The organism is Mucilaginibacter sp. 14171R-50 (assembly GCF_010093045.1).
GTDB lineage: Bacteria > Bacteroidota > Bacteroidia > Sphingobacteriales > Sphingobacteriaceae > Mucilaginibacter.
In genome coordinates, this window is the sequence record NZ_CP048115.1 from 4,468,067 (window position 1) to 4,487,459 (window position 19,393).

The window sequence follows — 19,393 nt, forward strand, 5'->3', positions numbered from 1 at the left end:
CCTTATTTAATATTGGCGGTTTTAGTAAATTTGCAGTCCTTAATTGATTTGTAATAGTGACGGAATTAGGTACACCATCTATAAAACAAGCCTGGACTGCAGCCCTTCAATCGCCCAAAAAACGAGATAAGTTACTGATAGGGTCTTTCATCGTCGCCATTATACTTTCCTCGTTGCCGCTATTCTTTAGTTTCATACAAAAACGGAAAGGCACAGTGCTGAACGATTGGGTACTGGCACACGTACCGGCTTATGATGTATCGGTAGTTATATTCACTATCATTTGGGGAATGGCCCTGCTGATACTTATAAGGGCGCTTTATAACCCAGTTATTTATATCAACTACGTTTGGACGCTTATATTTATTAATATCGCCCGCATGTTGACCATTTACCTGGTAGCGCTCGACCCGCCAAAAGGCCTAATACACCTGGTTGACCCCTTAACAGGCGTATTTTATGGTAATAATGTAATTACCCGCGATCTGTTTTTTTCGGGGCATACTTCAACCCTTGTGCTGATATTTTTATGCCTGGAAAAACGCACAGACAAAATACTGGGTTTTATATCAATAGTTGCGGTAATGGCGCTTTTACTGGTGCAGCATATACATTACACCATTGATGTTGTGGCCGCCCCGGTTATTGTGTACATGATATTTGTTTTAACACGCCGTTTGCTGAAGCTGGATAAGTTAAAAAATCACGAGGATTAAAATCTCATCCCCCACAAATGCCTGATGGTAAATGGTATTTGTTAAATTGCGCCATACTTACTTTAATGAACCTGACCATAATTATTTTTTCTTGCTTACTGTTTTGTTTTACACTCTTGCCACTGGTCAGAAGTGAGTACTGGATCTTCAGGATATTTGATTACCCCCGCCTGCAAAAGCTGGTTTTAAATTGTGTAGCATTTGTGTTGATGGTACTATATTACACCGGCCCGGCACTTACACAATATATTTTCCTTTCGCTGCTGGCGCTCAACACAACCTACCTATTATCGCTTATTTTACCTTTTACCACACTGGCAAAAAAACAGGTATTAAGGGCCGGCCCGCATAATGGCAACATGAGCTTAAGCATTATGATAGCCAACGTTTTTCAGGATAATACCAATTCAAAGGGTTGTTTAAAAGAGATCGCCAAAGCCGACCCCGACGTGGTTTTATTACTGGAGACCAACGAGCGCTGGGATATTCAGACACGCAGCCTTGAAAGCACTTACCCTCATTTTAAACGGGTACCGTTAGAGAACACTTACGGCTTGCTGCTATATTCTAAACTCGAATTGACAGATACAACGGTAAAATACCTTGTTGAAAAGGATATACCATCCATCCACACCAAAATAAAATTAAGCGGCGGGCAATTGGTGCAATTTTATGCGGTGCATCCTACGCCGCCGGTACCTGCCGAAAATATAAGATCGACCGAGCGGGACAAGGAACTATTGCTGATTGCCGACCTGGCTAAAGCCAGTGAGCTGCCGGTAATAGTGGCAGGCGACCTGAACGACGTAGCATGGAGCCACACTACCGAACTGTTTTTAAAAATGAGTGGTTTATTAGACCCGCGCAGGGGCCGCGGCTTTTTTAATTCTTTCCACGCCCATTACTTTTTCATTCGTTTCCCCTTAGATCATGCTTTTGTGTCCAGGCATTTTAAGCTTATAAAAATAAAACGGCTTAATAACTGCAAGTCAGACCACTTTCCCATTTTCTTGAATGTTCAATTAGAGGGTGATGCTTACAACGAACAACAGCCTTTGCAGGCCGACTCATCTGACGTAGAAGAAGCAGCGGAAAAGAAAGAAAAGATCTGAGGAATAAAAACTTGTTACCTCACCGGTTTTGGGAATACCGGCAAACTCTCGTGCCCTTCGGCATCAACTGCCTGTACGGCAAACAGGTAATTATCTTTTGAGTAGCCCAGGGTGGTGGTGGTACCGGTTACGTAAAATTTCTTTTCCCAATAGGGGCTAATGGTTTCGCGCATCAGTACATAGTAGCCTGCGGGAGCTTTGCCTTTGGGAGCATCCCACTTAAGCTGTGTTTTATTGGTAAGGCCGCTGGTTATAACACCCACGTTTTGCGGCGCGGCCGGGGCAAGCGCCAGGTTAGCCAGCGTTGACAGGTTCATGCGGGCAACTTTTTGTATATAATCGTAATCGGCAAAGTCGGGCAGGTCGCCGTAATCCACGCCGTTTTCCTGGCGCATATCCTGGTGCTGGCGATTAAAATCCTCGTTCATTTCGGTTATACGTATGGCCGCGTAACCTTGTTGCGAAAACGGGATATGGTCGCCGCCGCGCAGGTAACGGTCGCGGCGGTAGATCAGTTTTACATCCAACTGCTCTACATAGCGCTCGGCAATTTCTTTCGTATAACGGGCCAGTTCACGGGCAGGACTGTCATTTTCACCGCCTACGGAGTTGCGCACCGAGGCCTGCCTTTCGGTTTCAACAGCAGGTACCCCTTCGCTGAACACACGCACGCTGCGGTTGTCTTTAAGGCCGGTTTCCATGCCGTAAGTATTACCCACAATATCGTTGTTAAGCATGGCATCTATCTGCCAGCCTTCGGCCTTAGCGCGTTTGGCTACGTTGGTAGAGCCGTAAAGCCCCTGCTCCTCGCCCACTACGGCCATAAATATAATGGTAGCCGGGAAAGACCGCTTAGCCATTACCCTTGCCAACTCCATGGATACCGCAGTACCCGATGCATCGTCTACCGCGCCGGGCGCAAATGACTTTACATCCATCACATCCCTCACCCTCGAATCGTAATGGCCTGATATAATGTAAACCCGCTTATCGGCGGTATCGGTGCCTTTTAATATCGCCAGCACATTTTTCATGGGCGTTGGCTTATCTACACGGTTGCCCTTGGGTTGTATAAACTCGTCAAACTGCACCTTCATACGGCCGTTTGACGCTGCCGCATAGCGCTCGTATTCGGCTTTTATCCAGTTGCGGGCAGCGCCAACCCCTTCGGTTTTGCTCACCGTATCGCTTAGGGTGTGTCGTGTTTTAAAACTCACCAGTTTGCGTACAATGGCCTCAATGTTTTTGGAGGATACTTCGTCGACCATTTGTTTGATGCCTGCGTCCTGCTTTACAGTAGTTTGTGCCGATGCCGAAATGGTGATAACGGAGATGATGAATAGGCTGATACGTTTCATAAAGCAATTTATAAAAATGAGTTTTGCACAGGATAAGTGAGTTGATATTGTTACAAATAACTGCCTAACCGTCATTGCGAGGTACGAAGCAATCTCTTCACATACAAAGCGGGATGCGAAATCTGGAGATTGCTTCGCACCTCGCAATGACGCGTGGAGAAAGGGACACGTATGGAATAACCGGTAGAGATGCGAAGTACCGCGCCCCTACATTATTTATTTCACTGTATAAGTTGCCTTATTAACACCAACGCCGGTAATTTTTAAGGATCTCCAGTTAGGCGGCAGCGTGCTCTTTATCTGAATTATTCCTGTTGGTGTGATATCCAAGCCGCCAAAGCCCATCAGCATAGCCTGGATAATACCGCCCGCGCCTGTGGCGAAATAAGGGTTGGTACCACCCTTGGTTTCGGCAATCACCCTGAACGGCGGGTTAAGGTTAGGCTCGTATGCCTCCTTAAACCATTTGTAGGCCTTTTGGCCATCACCTAAACGGGCATAAAGCAGTGCGAATACGCCCTGTGTCATGGCAGGGGTACCTTCGTTAGGTACGCGTGTATCATAATACTCAAGGTCTTTCCTGATCTGCGCCGGGTCGGTTATGGTTTTCAGCGGATAGGCCAGCAGGTTCACGTCCGCTTGTTTGATGCCCTCGCCTTTGTATTGGGCATGTTCTTGCGTTACGCCGTTAGCCATCTTTAAAATGGGGATATTATTGGCAACGTGTACCCAATCGGTATCGGCCTGCATACCTAAAATTTTTGCGGCAGCTGCAGCGTTCATCAGGTTGGCCTGCGCGGCGGCATTGGTAAAGGCGTTATTATCAATATTTTCGGCCCATTCATCGGCGGCAACTACATTCTTGATATCATAATGCCCGGGGCCGTTGCGCTCTACCCTGCTTGCCCAAAAATCGGCGGTGGCTTGTAGTATGGGCCAGCCCCTTTCGCGCAGCCATTGCTTATCTTGCGTTACGCAGTAATAAGCCCAGGCAGCATTAGCCACATCGGCGCTTATATGGTGCTCAAACGGGCCGCTTAAGGCCCAAACAGGGGTTTCTTCTACACCACTGTCGGCACTTTCCCAGGGATACATGGCGCCTTTATAGCCATGCGAAAAGGCATTCTTGCGCGCGTTCTCTAAACGTTCAAAGCGGTATTCCACCATCGACCGGGCTATTTCCGGGTGCATCACCAGCATGGCCGGGAACATCCACAGGTCGGTATCCCAAAATACATGTCCATTATATCCCAGGCCTGATAAGCCCATTGGCGATGGCGACAAAGCAGTACCCGCGCGCGAGAACGAATACAGGTGATACAGCATGCTATGCACATCCTGCTGCGCCTGCGCATCGCCTTCTATCTGGATATCGCTTTTCCAAAGCTCATCCCATGCCTTGTTATGGAATTGTATCAACCTGTCGCGGCCTTCCAGTTTGGCAAAAATGGTGAGGCGTTCGGCTTCGTTCAGCGGGTCGGCGTGGTGCGCCGATGTTATCGAAGAGCCTGTTACCCCATATTTATAGGTTTGCCCCGCGGCAATAGCGCGGCTAAATTTCATCAGGTGCATGTTATTGTCCCACATCTCGTGGATAACGCGCGGTTCTTTACCATGCTCCTCGTTAAATAAAAAGGATGTAGAGGCACATAACTGCAGCTTACCCGTGGGACTTTTTGCCGTTGAGGTTAACAGGCTGATAGTTACGTGCGGGCGGTCTATCTCGTTGTAATAATTCTGTACATCCTTTAATGCATCGGGCGCTTCCATAACGCTTGCGGCGGTAATATTAATGGCTTTTTTTGCGGTGATGGCAACGTCCATCAGCACGGTAAATGGTAATTGCCTTAACGAGTAGTAGGTGTATTTGATACTTGCCTTATCGCCATAATCAAAGGTGGTGGTCATGGCCGCATGCTGCATATCCAGTTCCTGCTTCATGTTGCTTACCATCTTAGCGTCCAGGCGCCTGCCATCAATCTCCAGGTACATGTTCAGCAGGTTAAAGCTGTTTAAAAAATTGCTTACACGGCCACGGCCATAAAGATCATACGCACCTGCAAGCACTACATTTTTAACTTTAAAAGGCTCGGGTGACGATACTATGCCGATCATCCCGTTGGCCACTGTTATGCCATAATAGTTGTTCGGATCTATTTTATTAGCCGTAACAACCCACGGGCTTATATTTTGTGCCGATAACGACAATGTTAAAAATAGCCCGGCCAGTAAGGCAAATATTCTTCTCATCCGTTTTATTTTATCTTCAGGTGCAGTTTTTGGTTCACTAGTTCGCCTATTTTACGACCTGACATATTGCCGATGATACAGGCGTTCTTGTAATGGATACCGCCGTATACCCGCGACATAGAGGCTTCCTGCGCCGCGGCCCTGAACGATGTAAAGGTACGCGCGGGTATGCCAAACTCCGACTCCGAAGCGTCGGTATAGGCCAGGTTGTCGCCAAAGCAATGTGTCAGCACTTCAGCGGCGGCGGCAGATATTACGGCGTGCCCGCTTATGTATTCCGGAAATGGCGGGGTTTGAATACGCGGTTTCCAGTCGGGGTCTAAAACCTTATTAATCACCGTTTCGGGGCGAACACTATTGGCTTTAAATTTTACATACCAGCAGTTTATAAAGGCATCAAACAACGCTATAGACGATTGCGTGTATGCCGCAACAGTCGTCCCGAAATCAGAATTCTTTATTTGTGAACCGATACCGGCAATATTCATCCAATGCCCCGCCGGCCCAAACTTTTTTGTAGCAAACATGGCGTGGCCTACAACATTCATTTTAAAGGCGTTATCATCCCAAAAATCAGCCATGTGTTTTTGATCAGTTGTTAAGCTGTCGCCTAAGGTTTTCACTTCCATTACAGCTTTATAAAAGGGGCTGTTCTTATCGGTCATATTATAAGGCGGCGGCTCGGGCGCGGGTATCTGCGATGCGGAATCTAAAACCATGGTGCGTATTTCGCCCCAGTGCGGTTCAAGCGCCTGCGCATACATGGGCGGCGTAGGCACCCAGCGGCCATCTTTACGTGTAACCGTGTATTTACTTGCCGACCGGGTTTGCGCGTAATTATCATTTTTACTCCATGCCATGATATGTTTTGCAACAACGTCTGAATAGGTCACAGAATTTTCAAACACGTCCGATGGCATGCCGGCATTCTTAGCTTTCTGCTTTAGTTCATCAATATAAACAAACATGCTGCCCTCAGGGAAGGTTACCGCATTGCCTACAAAACAAAACGCTAACAGTGATGCAAACTGAAAGTCTATTTCCTTGCCCTTTTCGGGTTGCGGAACCGCCGGCAAATGTTTTATTTGCCCGGCCAGCGAGCGGTAATGCTGCGGGTCGCCGGCGGCAATAACCTCGTAGGCGGCTATATTGGCATACACATAATTACGCGACGCGATAACCGGCGGGAAATTATTTTCGAGCACTATATCATTTAATTTTTTTACGGTAACGCGGTAAAGTTCGGGATCGTGGGTAACCTTTTGGTAGTCGGGCCTCTTACAGGATGCGAATATTAAAATCACACCCGCAATCAAAAACAGGAAACGGTTCATATAAAATCTTAGTTTAAAATAATGATGGTGCCACCCATCAAAACACATCGGTTTTCTTGGATTACAGGCTAATATAGAGTTTTTTCGCCAATTGATAAGCACATAAATTGTTTGATATTAACCCGCTTAAATAATTACTTTTACGGCGCAAATTAGCCACCCGAAACGGCTTTTGGCGCCGTTTTATTGTTTGTGTATTTTATATGAAAAAACCAGCCCTGATAGCAATAGGCTTACTGCTTTTAGCCTTTATAAGTATTTACTACATCATCCCTCAAAAAATAAAAACGGCGCGTGTTATTGAAATAGATGCTACCGACATAAATGTGGCAAGGTTCCTGGTTAATAAAAAGCCGTGGAGTAAGTGGTGGCCGGGCCAGCATAACACAAGCGACAGCAGTTTGTATATGTACCAGGGCGCCAGCTATCACTTACTTGAAAGCACCAACAGCGAGATGAGGCTAACCATCAGGCGCGGCAATATTGAACTTAACAGCCAGGTTATTTACGCTACAACAGGCGAAGGCATGTGCGAGGTTACCTGGTTTACCGAGATGCAAAGCAGCACTAATCCTTTTTTACGTATTGCCCAATACATAAAAATTAAACGCCTGACAAAAAACATCGACACTTTATTAACTGCTTTTAAAAGATTCATGCAAACAGAAAAGAACGTTTACGGCATGAACATAAAACTTGCCAAAATCAAAAATCCTATTGTATTGGCGTCGACCACGCACACCGCAAGTTACCCTACCCCTACGGTTATTTACAGTTTGGTAAGCGACCTTAAAAAGCAAATAATAACACAGGGTGCCCTGGCCTTAGATTCGCCCATGATGAACGTTCATAAGGACGAAAAAAATGGATACGCGGTGATGGTGGCTATCCCTGTTGACAAGCAAATAACACCAGGGGCCAATACCGTAATAAACAGGTTGGTTAAAGGCGGGAACGTTTTGGAAGCCGAGGTTACAGGCGGTAAAAATACGGTTGCCAATGCTTTCAGACAGGTTAAGCGCTATCAAAAAGACCACGGGTTAATATCGCCGGCAATGCCATATGAATTATTGATAACCAACAGGCTTGCCGAAAAAGATACCACTAAATGGACAACCAGAATTTACTGGCCTATTTTTTAAATGCGCTTATTTGGTTATGAGCATTAACTTGCCATCGTAGGTAGTAATAATGTAGCCGCTACCGCTGTTGTTTTTGTAAGGGTACAGGTGTGTTATTTCCTGCGAGTTGAACATATCATTCAACCAATATTCGGGCATGGCAAACTGTTTTGTGCGCCTGTCATAATGGGCGGTTACCAACCCCAAAGCGTCATATTTCCCTTCGTATGGCACAACTCCCCAAAAGTTACCATTCAGCAAAACGTCGCCTTGCTTGTTATTTATCGGAAGAATTGACCGCACAGGCGCCTGCTGGTACAAATAAGGGAGCGCAGTAATTTCTTTAGCGTTTAAAACATCGCTTATAAAAATAGTACTGAACTGATTAGCAGTTAACCGGCCGCTATCGGTAAGGTTATCTTTAAAAATTTCGGAAGTAGTTTTATCCGCCATTTTCTGATAGCTGAGAAATTCTTTTTTCAGGTAGGGCAGTTCCTGCTCCAAATCGTTCTTCGGGCGGAAAGGATAATACTCACCTTTATAAAAGTAGGATAGTATCAGGTCATTCTTACCATCCTTATCTACATCATTATTGTAGGCATATAACGGCTGATCGGGGTTTACGTTATATTTGTTATTGGCGCCCCAATTACCAGCCAACAGATCGGCCTTACCATCTCCGTCTATATCGGTCACAATTGCCGATTGCCACCAGCCGGTTTGGCCGTCAAGCAGTGCCGAAGAGAACTTGACCAACTTTTTGTTTTTGTTCAGGAATATATGCACAGGCTGCCATTCCGAACTGATGATAATATCGTCGGCGCCATTATGATCGATATCTGCTGTAGAAATATTGCTTATAAAGCGTATACCGGTTAAATCAGCGAATTGCTTTGCAGGAGCTACATTGAAATCGCCCCCCCCCTTATTCAATAACACTACCGATGTTGCCGCCATGGTGTAGTCGCGAAAAGGTATGGTGCTGCTAAAAAACAGATCGTTTTGCCCGTTACCATCAAAATCGTAAACCAGTATTTTTGATACCAGCGCATTTACTTTGGGCAAAGCCTTGTATTCAAATTTGAAATTACCCTTGTTGATAAAAAGCCGCGGAGGTGTTGTTTTTTCAAACTCGATAAAAGGGTGATTGGCAGTCAGCACTATCAGGTCGGTCAAGCCGTCGTTATTTATATCGGCCCACTGGGCTTCGGTATCACCATGATCTTTAAACTGGTTAAATGCTTCAACAGCTATCTTTTTAAATGTACCGCCCTTGTTGCCTGCTAAAATATATTTTTCTTCTCCCGCTATTCCGCCAACATAAATATCATCGATACCATCGTTATTGGCATCGGCAACCGCTATGGCCGGCGTATGTGGCAAATAGGTGTGTGGTAAAAGATTATAGTAATTAAAGTCGGGCGTTTCAAACGGTTGCAACGTAGCTAAAACATTTGCCTTTACATCCGTATAGGTAAATTCACTATGGCCTTGTATGTAGCCGGTAATAAATTGCCCTACATCCGCCACCGTCTGCGTTTTTTCTTTTACATAAGTTATAACGGTCTTTTTGTTTAGGGCAAAATCCCTGATCAGCTGATACGAGTTATCAGGCCAAAGCACCATCAGTTCTACCGGTTTGTCGCCGGGCAAAAAGGTGAAGAGCAGGTTATTGCCCTGTGTACTTTCATAAGCGGTACTGGTTTGTATCTCCTGATGGTCTACCTGCCTTACCGACCGCATAAATAGCTTGGCGCCCACGCCATCGGGGTTGGCTTTGGTGTATTTAACGCTTAATTTGACGAACGACGGCTTGGCTTCCTTGCTGTTTTCCATCGTCATGTTTTGATAAATATAAGCCGGCGCGTCCATATTATTGGTTACCAGCTCAAGGTCGCCGTCGTTATCCAGGTCAACCGCTACCGCGCCTGCAGATATAGACGGGTCCTTCATGTCGTTGCCTGCAGATACATCCTCAAACTTCAGCTTATCCCCGCCATGGTACAGGTAGTTGTGCACATCACCATCAGGCATTAAATTTATTTTCTCCTTATCAAAAAACCGGCTGGTTTTAAAGTCTTTAATAACGTTAGGGTCGCCCAGATACTTCAGGTAGTCCATATCGTTCAAACGTTTTTTTATTCCGTTCGAAAAAAACATGTCCTTACGGCCATCCATGTCAAAATCCTGCACCAGCGGCGACCACGTCCAGTCGGTTGCCGACACGCCCGAATACAGGGCCAGGTCAACAAATTTTTTACCGTTGCCCACATTCAACTGTAAACTGTTTTTGGAGTATTGATAATAATACCCCGCATTAACCTCCTGGTTATAAATATCAAGAGGTTCATCGTTTATGGTTGATTTTAGCGCCCTCATTTCCTCGGGCAGCATATCGGTGCTAATCACATCAAGGTGGCCGTCCTTATTAACATCGCTTAAGGTGTTGCCCATTGAAAATAAGCTGGTATGCCCAAAGGCATTTTTCATTTCCTCTTTAAATGTTCCGTTTTTTTGGTTGATATAGTAGTAATCCTGCTCAAAAAAATCGTTACTTACATAAATATCATCCCATCCATCGTTGTTCAGGTCGCCCACGCTAATGCCCAGCCCGTAACCTATCGGTGCGGAGTATATGCCCGACCCGGCGGTTACATCTGTAAACTTGTTGCCGTCGTTACGAAACAGGTGGTCGCCCGCATCATGGCTGGTTTTAAAACGAAGGGTAGAGTCGCCATAGGTATCGTTACTATGTACGGATGATGTTAACAAAAACATGTCCAGATCGCCATCCTTATCGTAATCTGTAAAGGAAGCCTGGGTAGAGAAGCCCGAAAAATCGAGTCCGTACTTAGCGGCGCTCTCGGTAAAAGTAAGGTCGCCGTTATTTATATATAACTGGTTATGCCCCTTAAAACCTTTAAAGTTGGCCACTACGCAAACATAAATATCCTTTAAACCATCACCATTTATATCAACAACGGTCACGCCGGTTTTCCAGTTACCCGTACCGGCCACGCCTGCTTTTGCCGTTATATCTTCAAACTTCAGCCCGCCTTTATTCAGATAAAGTTTATTAGGGCTCTGGTTTGATACAAAGTAAATATCCTCGAGCCCATCGTTGTTAAAATCGGCTGTTGCTACCCCGGCGCCATTATAAAAGTACAGGTAGTCGAGTATGTTCACCGAGTCGGTAACGGTGTTCTTGTTTACAAAGTCGACGTGGGTCTGTTCCGCTGTAAGGAGCTTAAAAATGCCATTGCCGCTTTTTTTTGTTTTGCACGAAATCCACACAATAGCGCCTGCAAGCGCAACACAGCAAATTATTACGATCTGTTTTTTGAATAGTTTAGCCTTTAGCATATATGCTTAACGTAGTTTGTAAGCTTTAAGCTTATCATCATTCATCCCAAATAAGTAGTACTTATCTCCCCGGCTGTTTTTTATCATCAATGATGACCTTACCTGACCGTTAAGTTTAACGCCACTTATTGCAGGCGGAATATAAACAAATCCCTTTTTAGTATACTTATAAATTTGCCCGTAACTTGCATCAAGGCGGCCTACCTCCGGCTTAAAGCCATAAAAGTTACCGCCAAGCATAATAGACGGCGTGCCGCTATGGTCGATATCATCGCACAAAATAGTGCCCACGTTTGAGAGCTGCGCGTGGTATGGCAGCGGGTTATCTATAAATTTGTTATTGCCATTGTTGATAAACACCGCTGAGGCCAGATAATTTATTTCATGCATTTCAGCTCCTGATAACATCTCCTCAGTGAAAACTTCGTCAAAGGGCTTCCCTGCGTAATCTGCGTATTTCAGATACTTCTTTTTCAACATGGGTATCTGGCCGGTAAGGTCGGGCTTCATGTGAAACACATAAGGTTTATGCTGGCGATATATTGATGTAATGCACTCCTTTGTTCCGTTGCCGTCAAAATCCGTTATATATATCTTCATAGGTTCGGCCTGAGTTGCCCTAAATTTGGAGTTCAGGCCCAGGTTACCCGCTATAATATCTAATTTCCCATCGTTGTTGATATCTGCAATTGCAAGGCTGCTCCACCATCCTTTGTAACCGTCGAGTTGATTATCCGGCGTAAATTTGCCGTTATTATTGCGGTAAATTTTAATGCCCATCCAATTGCCTGCAATTACCAGATCGGGGTAGCCGTTGCCGTCAATATCTGCCCACTGGGCCGCCGTAACCATCCCGGGTTTTATGTCACCTAACACTTGTTTGGTTACATCGGTAAAGTTGCCTTTACCATCGTTGTGCATGACGTAGGAGTTCGGCGATACGGCGTAAGTGCCGGGCACACTGCGCCCGCCAATAAACAGATCGGGGTGCCCATCCTTATCATAATCGCAGGCTGCTATTACCGACGCGTTCACCGACACAGGAATGGCTTTTTGCGGATTACGATGCAAGTTGCCCTTACCGTCGTTTTCGTAAAACCGCGGAAAATAGATATTTGTGCCCGCCTCTTCGGCATTGCCACCCACACCAATGATCAGGTCTTCATCACCATCGCCGTCAAAATCGCCAAATGCGGCGCCGGCGTTTTCAAGATACACTTGTTTTTCCAGATCAGGCGGGATGTATTGCTTAAACCTGCCGTTCTTTTGCTGAACATATATAGCAGCCGGACTATCTTTTGAACTGCCGAAATAAAAATCGGTGAGGCCGTCTTTATTGATATCGCCCTTTGCCATATACGGGTTTTCGGTTGATAGCATTTGCAGCATCAGTCGCTCGTTATCAAAATCAATAAAGCTGTCTTCGGTGTGCTTTGGGACGGTGTCGAACAGGGTTGTGGCAGTTTCGGTAAACAGTGTCTTTACAGCCGGTTTCTCAAAATTGTACTGTAGTTTAGCATCGGCAATTTTAAACGTGTAGGCTTTGTTTGCGGGAACGTTTTTTACAACCTGGCACTTACCGCCCGGCCATATCACTTGTACTGAGTCGGCCTTGGTTATCTTACCTATACCTATGGTGATCAGGTTGGGCGATGTGCTGCTTTCGAAACCCCGGGTTGGCTGCTGATAATACATCACCGACGCATTTTTGGCAAACACCTTTATGGTGGCTCCCACCCCAAAGCGGTTAAGCCCCTCTCCTTGTAATTTTAGCTGTGTGTAATTATTATGCAGCTTTTCGGCATTATTTTTATAAATAAAAAGCGGCGAGTTTACATTGTTTACTATAAGGTCGTTATCACCATCGTTATCAAGGTCGCCGTATGCGGCGCCGTTGCTAAAAGCAGCTTTATCCAGCCCGTATTCCTTTACTTTGTTGGTAAAAGTAAGGTCGCGGTTATTCGCATAGGCGTAGTTTACCAGCGGAGTTGATACCATTTTATCGGCGAAGTCTTTATAGTTAAACTTCCGCTTTTCGGCAATTTTATCCATGCTTTCGCGATTGCCCAAAAACTCGATATAATCCTGGTCGGTAAGATCTTTAAATATCCCGTTTGATACAAAAATGTCTTTCCAGCCATCGTTATCCATATCAAAAAAAAGTGCGCCCCAACTCCAGTCGGTAGCACTAACCCCTGCCTTGAACGCAATTTCAGAGAATGTGCCATCTCCATTGTTCAATTGCAGACAGTTTTGCATAAACTGGTTGTAGTACCCATCGTGCTGTTTAAGCTTAATTACATCAAATGATTCGAAGGAGGTCATTTGTTTCAGGCGCTTGTCGCCTTCGGGTAACATCTCGGTAGTAAAAATATCCGGGTGGCCATCGTTATTGATATCGGCAATATCAGCCCCCATTGATGCGAGGCTCAAGTGCCCCATTTCAGATTGGATATCTTCCTTAAAAGTACCGTTGTGTTGATTAATGTAGAGGTAATCGCGCTCAAAAAAGTCGTTTGAAACGTAAATATCGGGGTACCCGTCCTGGTTAACATCGGCAACAGATACGCCCAAACCAAAGCCTATATCACTTGAAAATATACCAGCCTGTTTGGTAATGTTGGTAAAGTGCCCGCCATCGTTACGATACAAATGTGCCCCGCCAAGTTCATCAACGCGGGCCCGCAGGTCCTGGCTGAAATCAAACGATCCGATGGGCCTGAACGAATTATTTAAAACGAAACAATCCAGATCGCCGTCGTTGTCCAAATCAAAAAATATTGCCTGGGTTGACAGCCCGTTATCCACCAAACCGTATTTTTCAGCTTCTTCTTTGAACGTACCGTTATGCTGATTTATGAAAAGCTCATTCCCTTTTCTATCAATTACGTTACCGCTATGGCAAACGTATATATCCAGCCATCCGTCGCCGTTAATGTCAACCATGGTAACGCCGGTGCTCCAGTATTTAGTGCCTTTAACCCCGGCCTTATCGGTTACATCGTCAAATTTCCAGTTTCCCCTGTTCAGGTATAGCTTATTGCCCCCCTGGTTTGAGGTAAGGTAAATATCATTCAACCCGTCGTTATTCACATCGCCAATGGCTACGCCGCCGCCATTATAATAATTACGGAATGTGAATACGTTGGTTTGATCTTTTTCGACCAATTGGTTTATAAAATTCACACCCAAATCTGCATTATCCTGCAGCGTAAAAAGCGGGTTTTTCACATCGTTATTATGGCAGGCCGACAGCGCTATAAAAATAGCGACAAAGGGGTAAAGGCTGGCTTTTTTTAACATTGCAGAGTATACAAAAAAACAAACGTAGCGAATCTCTTCGCTACGTTTAAAATCAAATATAACTAATTGGAAACTGGTTTCAACTGTTAGTAACCTGGGTTTTGTTTCAAGTTAGGGTTGGTATCAACAGCACGTTGTGGTATAGGGTACAAAGTGCGTGTTTTATCAGAAGCATTTGGGCGCTGATCAACCGGATCGTTAAATTTACCAAAACGGATAAGGTCATTTCTTCTCCAGCCTTCCCAGTAAAGCTCACGGCCGCGTTCTGCAAGCAGGTCTGCTTCGGTTACACTGCCTAACGCTGTCGCACCGCGAGGTGTGCGTATAGCGTTAACAATAGCCAACGGTGTTTGGCCATTAGGATCGGTACCGCCGCGCATAATTGCTTCCGCTTTTTCTAACAACACATCAGCGTAACGCAGTATTACGTAGTCGTTATCTTCTCCGCTATCGGTAACAGTTCCGTCAGCATTTGGGTGTGGAAAGTATTTGAACACCCTGATACCCTGTGCTTCGGTAGAATAGTTCAGGTTAACTTCGGGAGTGAACACCAGTGGCGTACCGCTACGTTGTGTTAACTTTTTACCGCCCGGGCCATATTGCTGACCAACAGCAAAACCCGCCCTTAAACCAACCTTATCTGTTAAGCCTGGATAAGCAACACCACGGCGCTCATCTGACGGCTGGAACGAGTTGTAGAACTCTGCAAGCGTTGTAAAGCCATTCCATCCATCTGGTGTTTGGTTATAGTGCAAGCCCATTTTCCAACGGTTTTTAGCCGACCCCGGAACGTTTGATGGGGTATTGTAGATACCGAAGATATTTCCGTTAGATTTTTCAGAGTTATCCCATGCAAAATCCTGGAAGTATTTACCAGCCGGCTCTAATGTGTAGCCTGCGGCTGTAATTTTATTGGCATATTCTATAACCTTATCCATATCCTCTTTAGGGAAAGTGAAAGGCCCGCCCACAGTTGCTGCAGTGTAAACCGCTTTGTTCAAGTAAACTTTTGCTAATAATGCTTGTGCTGCTGCTTTACTTGCTTTACCAATGTTTGGTGCAGCACCTAAATTTGCTTCGGCAAACTCAAGATCTTTGATGATGAACGCTGTAGCGTCGGCCCTGTTAAATACAACCGGTATGGCAGAGTTCGGAGCATCAGGATCGCGGAAGGGTTGCTGTCCGTACAAATCTACTACCTGGAACATAAAGTAAGCCCGCAAAAAGCTTGCTTCGGCTTTTATCTGGTTATCAGTAGCGCGGGCTATCACCTGGCTTGCACGGAACACCCCAATGTTTAACTGATCCCAGGTATCGCTTACCTGGTTGTGCGACGGTGTCCAGGTGTGTGTGTGTAACTTACGCCAGGTACCAAAATCTCCCCAGTCAGTTCCACGTGTCGGGCCCATCATTTCGTCTGTCGAGTGCTCTTGCAGGGCATATGTGTTAGCCTGATCTGTTTGACCGTTTAATTGAGAATACACCCCGTTAAGATCCGCTGTAGACGATGCGTTGTTTGGATCTATAATTACCGAGCCGTATGTTTTTTCATCTAATTTTGCGCAACCTGCAGTGGCTAACAGAACAAAACTGCAAATCGTCGCTCTTAATGTTATTTTTTTCATACTAATATTTTTTTTAGAAACCTGCATTTAAACCTAATGTGAATGTACGTGCGCTTGGATAAGAAGTGTAATCTATACCTCTTGATGGCACGCCATTTCTTTCTTTATTTGTATTAATTTCTGGGTCAAGGCCGCTGTAGTTAGTAATCAGGAACAGGTTTTGGCCTGTTAATGAGAACCTGAGTGTTTTAAATACCTTACCGTTTACAGGCACTGTATAGCCAACAGTAGCGTTGCTTAACCTTAAGAAATCACCTTTTTCTAAGAAACGGGTTGATACCTCGCCAGAGTTAAGTGCATTTTCGTTTGTCATGGCTACTGCTTTTGTTACGTTACGACCACTAACAAGGTTGCCTTTGTAAAAGAAAGCGTTAGCTGTGTTGTTGTAGATATAAAATCCGGTAGCCCCGTTCATGAAGAAGCTAAAGTTAAAGTTTTTATATCCGAAGCTGTTTGTTAAACCAGCGGTAAATGTTGGCAGCGGGCTGCCTTGGATGCTCGATACGTCGATACCTTGAGGGTATATACCGAAACCATCAGGGCCTAAGCCAGAGTAGTTTGGAACGTTAAAGCTATAAAGCGGGTAACCGTTACCAATAAACTGCGCGTATGCACCAGATAAGCCCTGGCCATCAATGTTACCGGTAATTACGTTACGTGCACCAAAATCTTCTACCCTGTTTTTTATAAACGTCATGTTGTAGGCAATATCCCAGGTAAAATCCTTACCCTGTACTGCGGCAAAGTTTAAGCCTACCTCAACACCGGTATTTCTAACATTACCATCTAAGTTTCTCCAGATGGTTGTAGAAGAAGCCGGTTGTGCAAGTATGTCTAAGAATAAAAGGTCCGACTGCGATTTGTTGAAATAATCTACGGTACCGTTTAAACGGCCTTTAAGTACGCTGAAATCAATACCGGCACCATAAGCGGTTTGGGTTTCCCATTTCAGGTCGGGGTTATCGGCGCCTATTGTGGCGCTTGAAGTACCCAGATAATTGCTCTGTCTTAATTTTTTTGAAGCATATGAAGGGTAGTCCTGGTTACCGGTTTTACCGTAGTTTAAACGAAGGCTCAGATCATCAAATATGCTTTTTGGAGCAAAGCTTTCATTGCTTATGCGCCATTTAGCTGCCAGGGCCGGGAAAGTTGCATATTGGTTGTTTGTACCAAAACGAGACGAACCATCGCGTCTTACAGTAGCAGTTACGATATAACGATCTTTATAAGAGTAATTTACACGTGCAAAATACGATTGTAATTTATAGCTGCTGCTATCCAGGCCGTTCCGGTTACTAAAATCGTATGGCATGTGGCTTTTAAACTTGTCAAAATCCTTCACAAACTCTCCGGCTGTTGCAGTGCCCCAGGCCAGGTTACCACGGTTAAAGTTTTTAAAGGTTTGATATGAATAACCAACCAAAGCTGTGATTGAGCTGTTGTCGGTCCATTTTTTATCATAGTTTAAGGTATGCTCAGTTGTTAAGTTGGTAACTTCGTTGTGTACCAATATGCCGCGGCCGTTGCCGGTTGCCGACGGAACTTTAAAATCGCCTATGTTCGATTCGTCAGTAAAACCAACGATGGTAGGGTCGTAATAAGTTTCCCGCTGTCCCCTTGCTATATCCGCGCCGGCATTGCCTTTATACGATAAGCCTTCAAATAATCTTATCGTCATGGTAAGGTTATTCAGGTAACGGTTAACATTATCGGTATCATCTATCTGGTTTAATAATGACACCGGGTTTCTGAAGGTGTTACCTTTAGGGAAGCCATTTTCGTAGCCGTTTAATGAGAAGTACCTGCCCTCGCTGTCAAACACAGGGATGGTTGGGTTAGTTTGAATTGCAGCACCAATTAAGCTACCATTAAAGCCTGCGTTGTTGGTAATTGGCGCAAACCTGTCTTTAACATTAGAGATAGTTGATTGCAGATCAAATTTTAAGCGCTCGCCAAAAAATGATTGCGACGCGTTTAAACGACCTGTTAAACGTTTAAGGTCGGTTCTTTTTATGATACCTTGCTGGTTATCATAACCTATTGAAGCGCGGTAGTTACCGGTATTGCTGGCACCGCCAAAAGCTAAGTTATAGTTTTGAGATATGGCAGTACGCAGTATTTCTTTTTGCCAATCGGTATTAGCACCATAATCTACACCACCCTTAGCAACAGTGCCGGGGTTTGAACCAACACTTTTTACGCCGGCTAAAAATTGCTGACGATTAAGCAGATCGTAAGTTTTTGCGGCATTAGAAATGCTTGTGCTTGCGCCGAACTGTACGCCCTGCCCTTTGCGGCCTTTACGGGTAGTAATTAATATAACGCCGTTTGCACCACGCGAACCATAAATGGCAGAAGCCGATGCATCTTTCAATATTGATACATTTTCGATATCCGCAGGGTTGATAAACGCCAGCGGGTTACGTGCAGATGAGCTACCTGCACCGCTATCAAAACCGCCGGAGGTACCGCCATTGTCTAACGGAACGCCGTCAACTACGTAAAGCGGGCTGCTACCCGAACGGATAGAACTGGCACCACGTATGTTTATGGTAGCGCCTGCACCCGGCTCGCCACTTGCCGGTGTTACCTGCACGCCGGCAATACGGCCCTGCAATAACTGCTCGGGGGTAGCTATAACACCCTTGTTAAAATCTTTAGGGCTTAACGAGGCTACAGAACCGGTTGCATCTTTAACACGCTGGCTGCCGTAACCTATTACAACTACCTCGTTTAAAGAGGTGCTTGAAGATTCGAGCGAAACAGATAATGATGTTTGGCCGTTAAGCGGAACCGTTAAGCTTTTATACCCAATGTAGGTAAAAGTTAAGGCAGAAGTTCCTGCCGGTACCGAAAGCCTGAAAGTACCATCAACACTGGTTAATGTTCCGAGACCACCTGCCGCGCCTACAGATACGCCGATCAGCGGCTCTCTGGTCTTGGCATCAGTTACTTTACCTGTAATTGCTGTGTTTTGCGCCAGGACCGGCTGAGCAAAGAGGCAGGTTAAAGCAAAAAAACATAATGTGAGTAAGTGTTTAAATTGCATAGTTTGTGGTTTAATTAATAATTGGTTATATAAATTTAGTACATGGTTTTGTTATTTACTAATAAAATATTCGGGTTGCATATAAAATCGGCCATACAAAAAATGACACGGCGTAATAGGCTGTCCCTGTAAAACTTAATACTTAGTACGGTATATATTGGT

The 19,393-nt window shown here is 45.1% G+C and carries 10 protein-coding genes; 3 read left to right on the forward strand and 7 right to left on the reverse strand.

What is annotated here, in order from left to right; translation table 11 throughout:
* Nucleotides 1-56: 56 nt before the first annotated feature.
* A complete protein-coding gene (locus GWR56_RS20245; protein ID WP_202925353.1) occupies nt 57-716 on the forward strand; it encodes a phosphatase PAP2-related protein in 660 nt (219 codons plus the stop codon).
* Nucleotides 717-781: 65 nt separating this feature from the next.
* Nucleotides 782-1,828 (forward strand): endonuclease/exonuclease/phosphatase family protein, encoded by a 1,047-nt coding sequence (locus tag GWR56_RS20250; RefSeq protein WP_162433007.1) that lies wholly within the window; start codon nt 782-784, stop codon nt 1,826-1,828.
* Nucleotides 1,829-1,842: 14 nt separating this feature from the next.
* Here the strand turns inward: GWR56_RS20250 and GWR56_RS20255 are convergent, their stop codons facing one another.
* The 3 genes from GWR56_RS20255 to GWR56_RS20265 form a co-directional block, all read right to left on the reverse strand.
* A complete protein-coding gene (locus GWR56_RS20255) occupies nt 1,843-3,186 on the reverse strand; it encodes a M20/M25/M40 family metallo-hydrolase (RefSeq protein ID WP_162433008.1) in 1,344 nt (447 codons plus the stop codon).
* Nucleotides 3,187-3,402: 216 nt separating this feature from the next.
* Complete coding sequence (locus GWR56_RS20260; protein ID WP_162433009.1) at nt 3,403-5,436, reverse strand: glycoside hydrolase family 65 protein; 2,034 nt, start codon at nt 5,434-5,436, stop codon at nt 3,403-3,405.
* A 5-nt stretch (nt 5,437-5,441) separates the two neighbouring features.
* Nucleotides 5,442-6,770 (reverse strand): vanadium-dependent haloperoxidase, encoded by a 1,329-nt coding sequence (locus GWR56_RS20265; protein WP_162433010.1) that lies wholly within the window; start codon nt 6,768-6,770, stop codon nt 5,442-5,444.
* Nucleotides 6,771-6,973: 203 nt separating this feature from the next.
* Between GWR56_RS20265 and GWR56_RS20270 the strand changes: the two genes are divergently transcribed.
* Nucleotides 6,974-7,912, forward strand: a complete 939-nt coding sequence (locus tag GWR56_RS20270) for a GyrI-like domain-containing protein (RefSeq protein WP_162433011.1) — start codon at nt 6,974-6,976, stop codon at nt 7,910-7,912.
* A gap of 6 nt (nt 7,913-7,918) precedes the next feature.
* Here GWR56_RS20270 and GWR56_RS20275 read toward each other — a convergent pair whose 3' ends face one another.
* From GWR56_RS20275 to GWR56_RS20290, 4 genes are all read right to left on the reverse strand, one after another.
* Nucleotides 7,919-11,254 (reverse strand): VCBS repeat-containing protein, encoded by a 3,336-nt coding sequence (locus GWR56_RS20275; RefSeq protein WP_162433012.1) that lies wholly within the window; start codon nt 11,252-11,254, stop codon nt 7,919-7,921.
* Nucleotides 11,255-11,260: 6 nt separating this feature from the next.
* Nucleotides 11,261-14,557, reverse strand: coding sequence for a VCBS repeat-containing protein (locus GWR56_RS20280; protein ID WP_162433013.1), 3,297 nt, complete (start codon nt 14,555-14,557; stop codon nt 11,261-11,263).
* Between the two features lie 86 nt (nt 14,558-14,643).
* Nucleotides 14,644-16,182 (reverse strand): RagB/SusD family nutrient uptake outer membrane protein, encoded by a 1,539-nt coding sequence (locus GWR56_RS20285; RefSeq protein WP_162433014.1) that lies wholly within the window; start codon nt 16,180-16,182, stop codon nt 14,644-14,646.
* A 13-nt stretch (nt 16,183-16,195) separates the two neighbouring features.
* Nucleotides 16,196-19,231, reverse strand: a complete 3,036-nt coding sequence (locus tag GWR56_RS20290; protein WP_162433015.1) for a SusC/RagA family TonB-linked outer membrane protein — start codon at nt 19,229-19,231, stop codon at nt 16,196-16,198.
* Nucleotides 19,232-19,393: the final 162 nt, after the last annotated feature.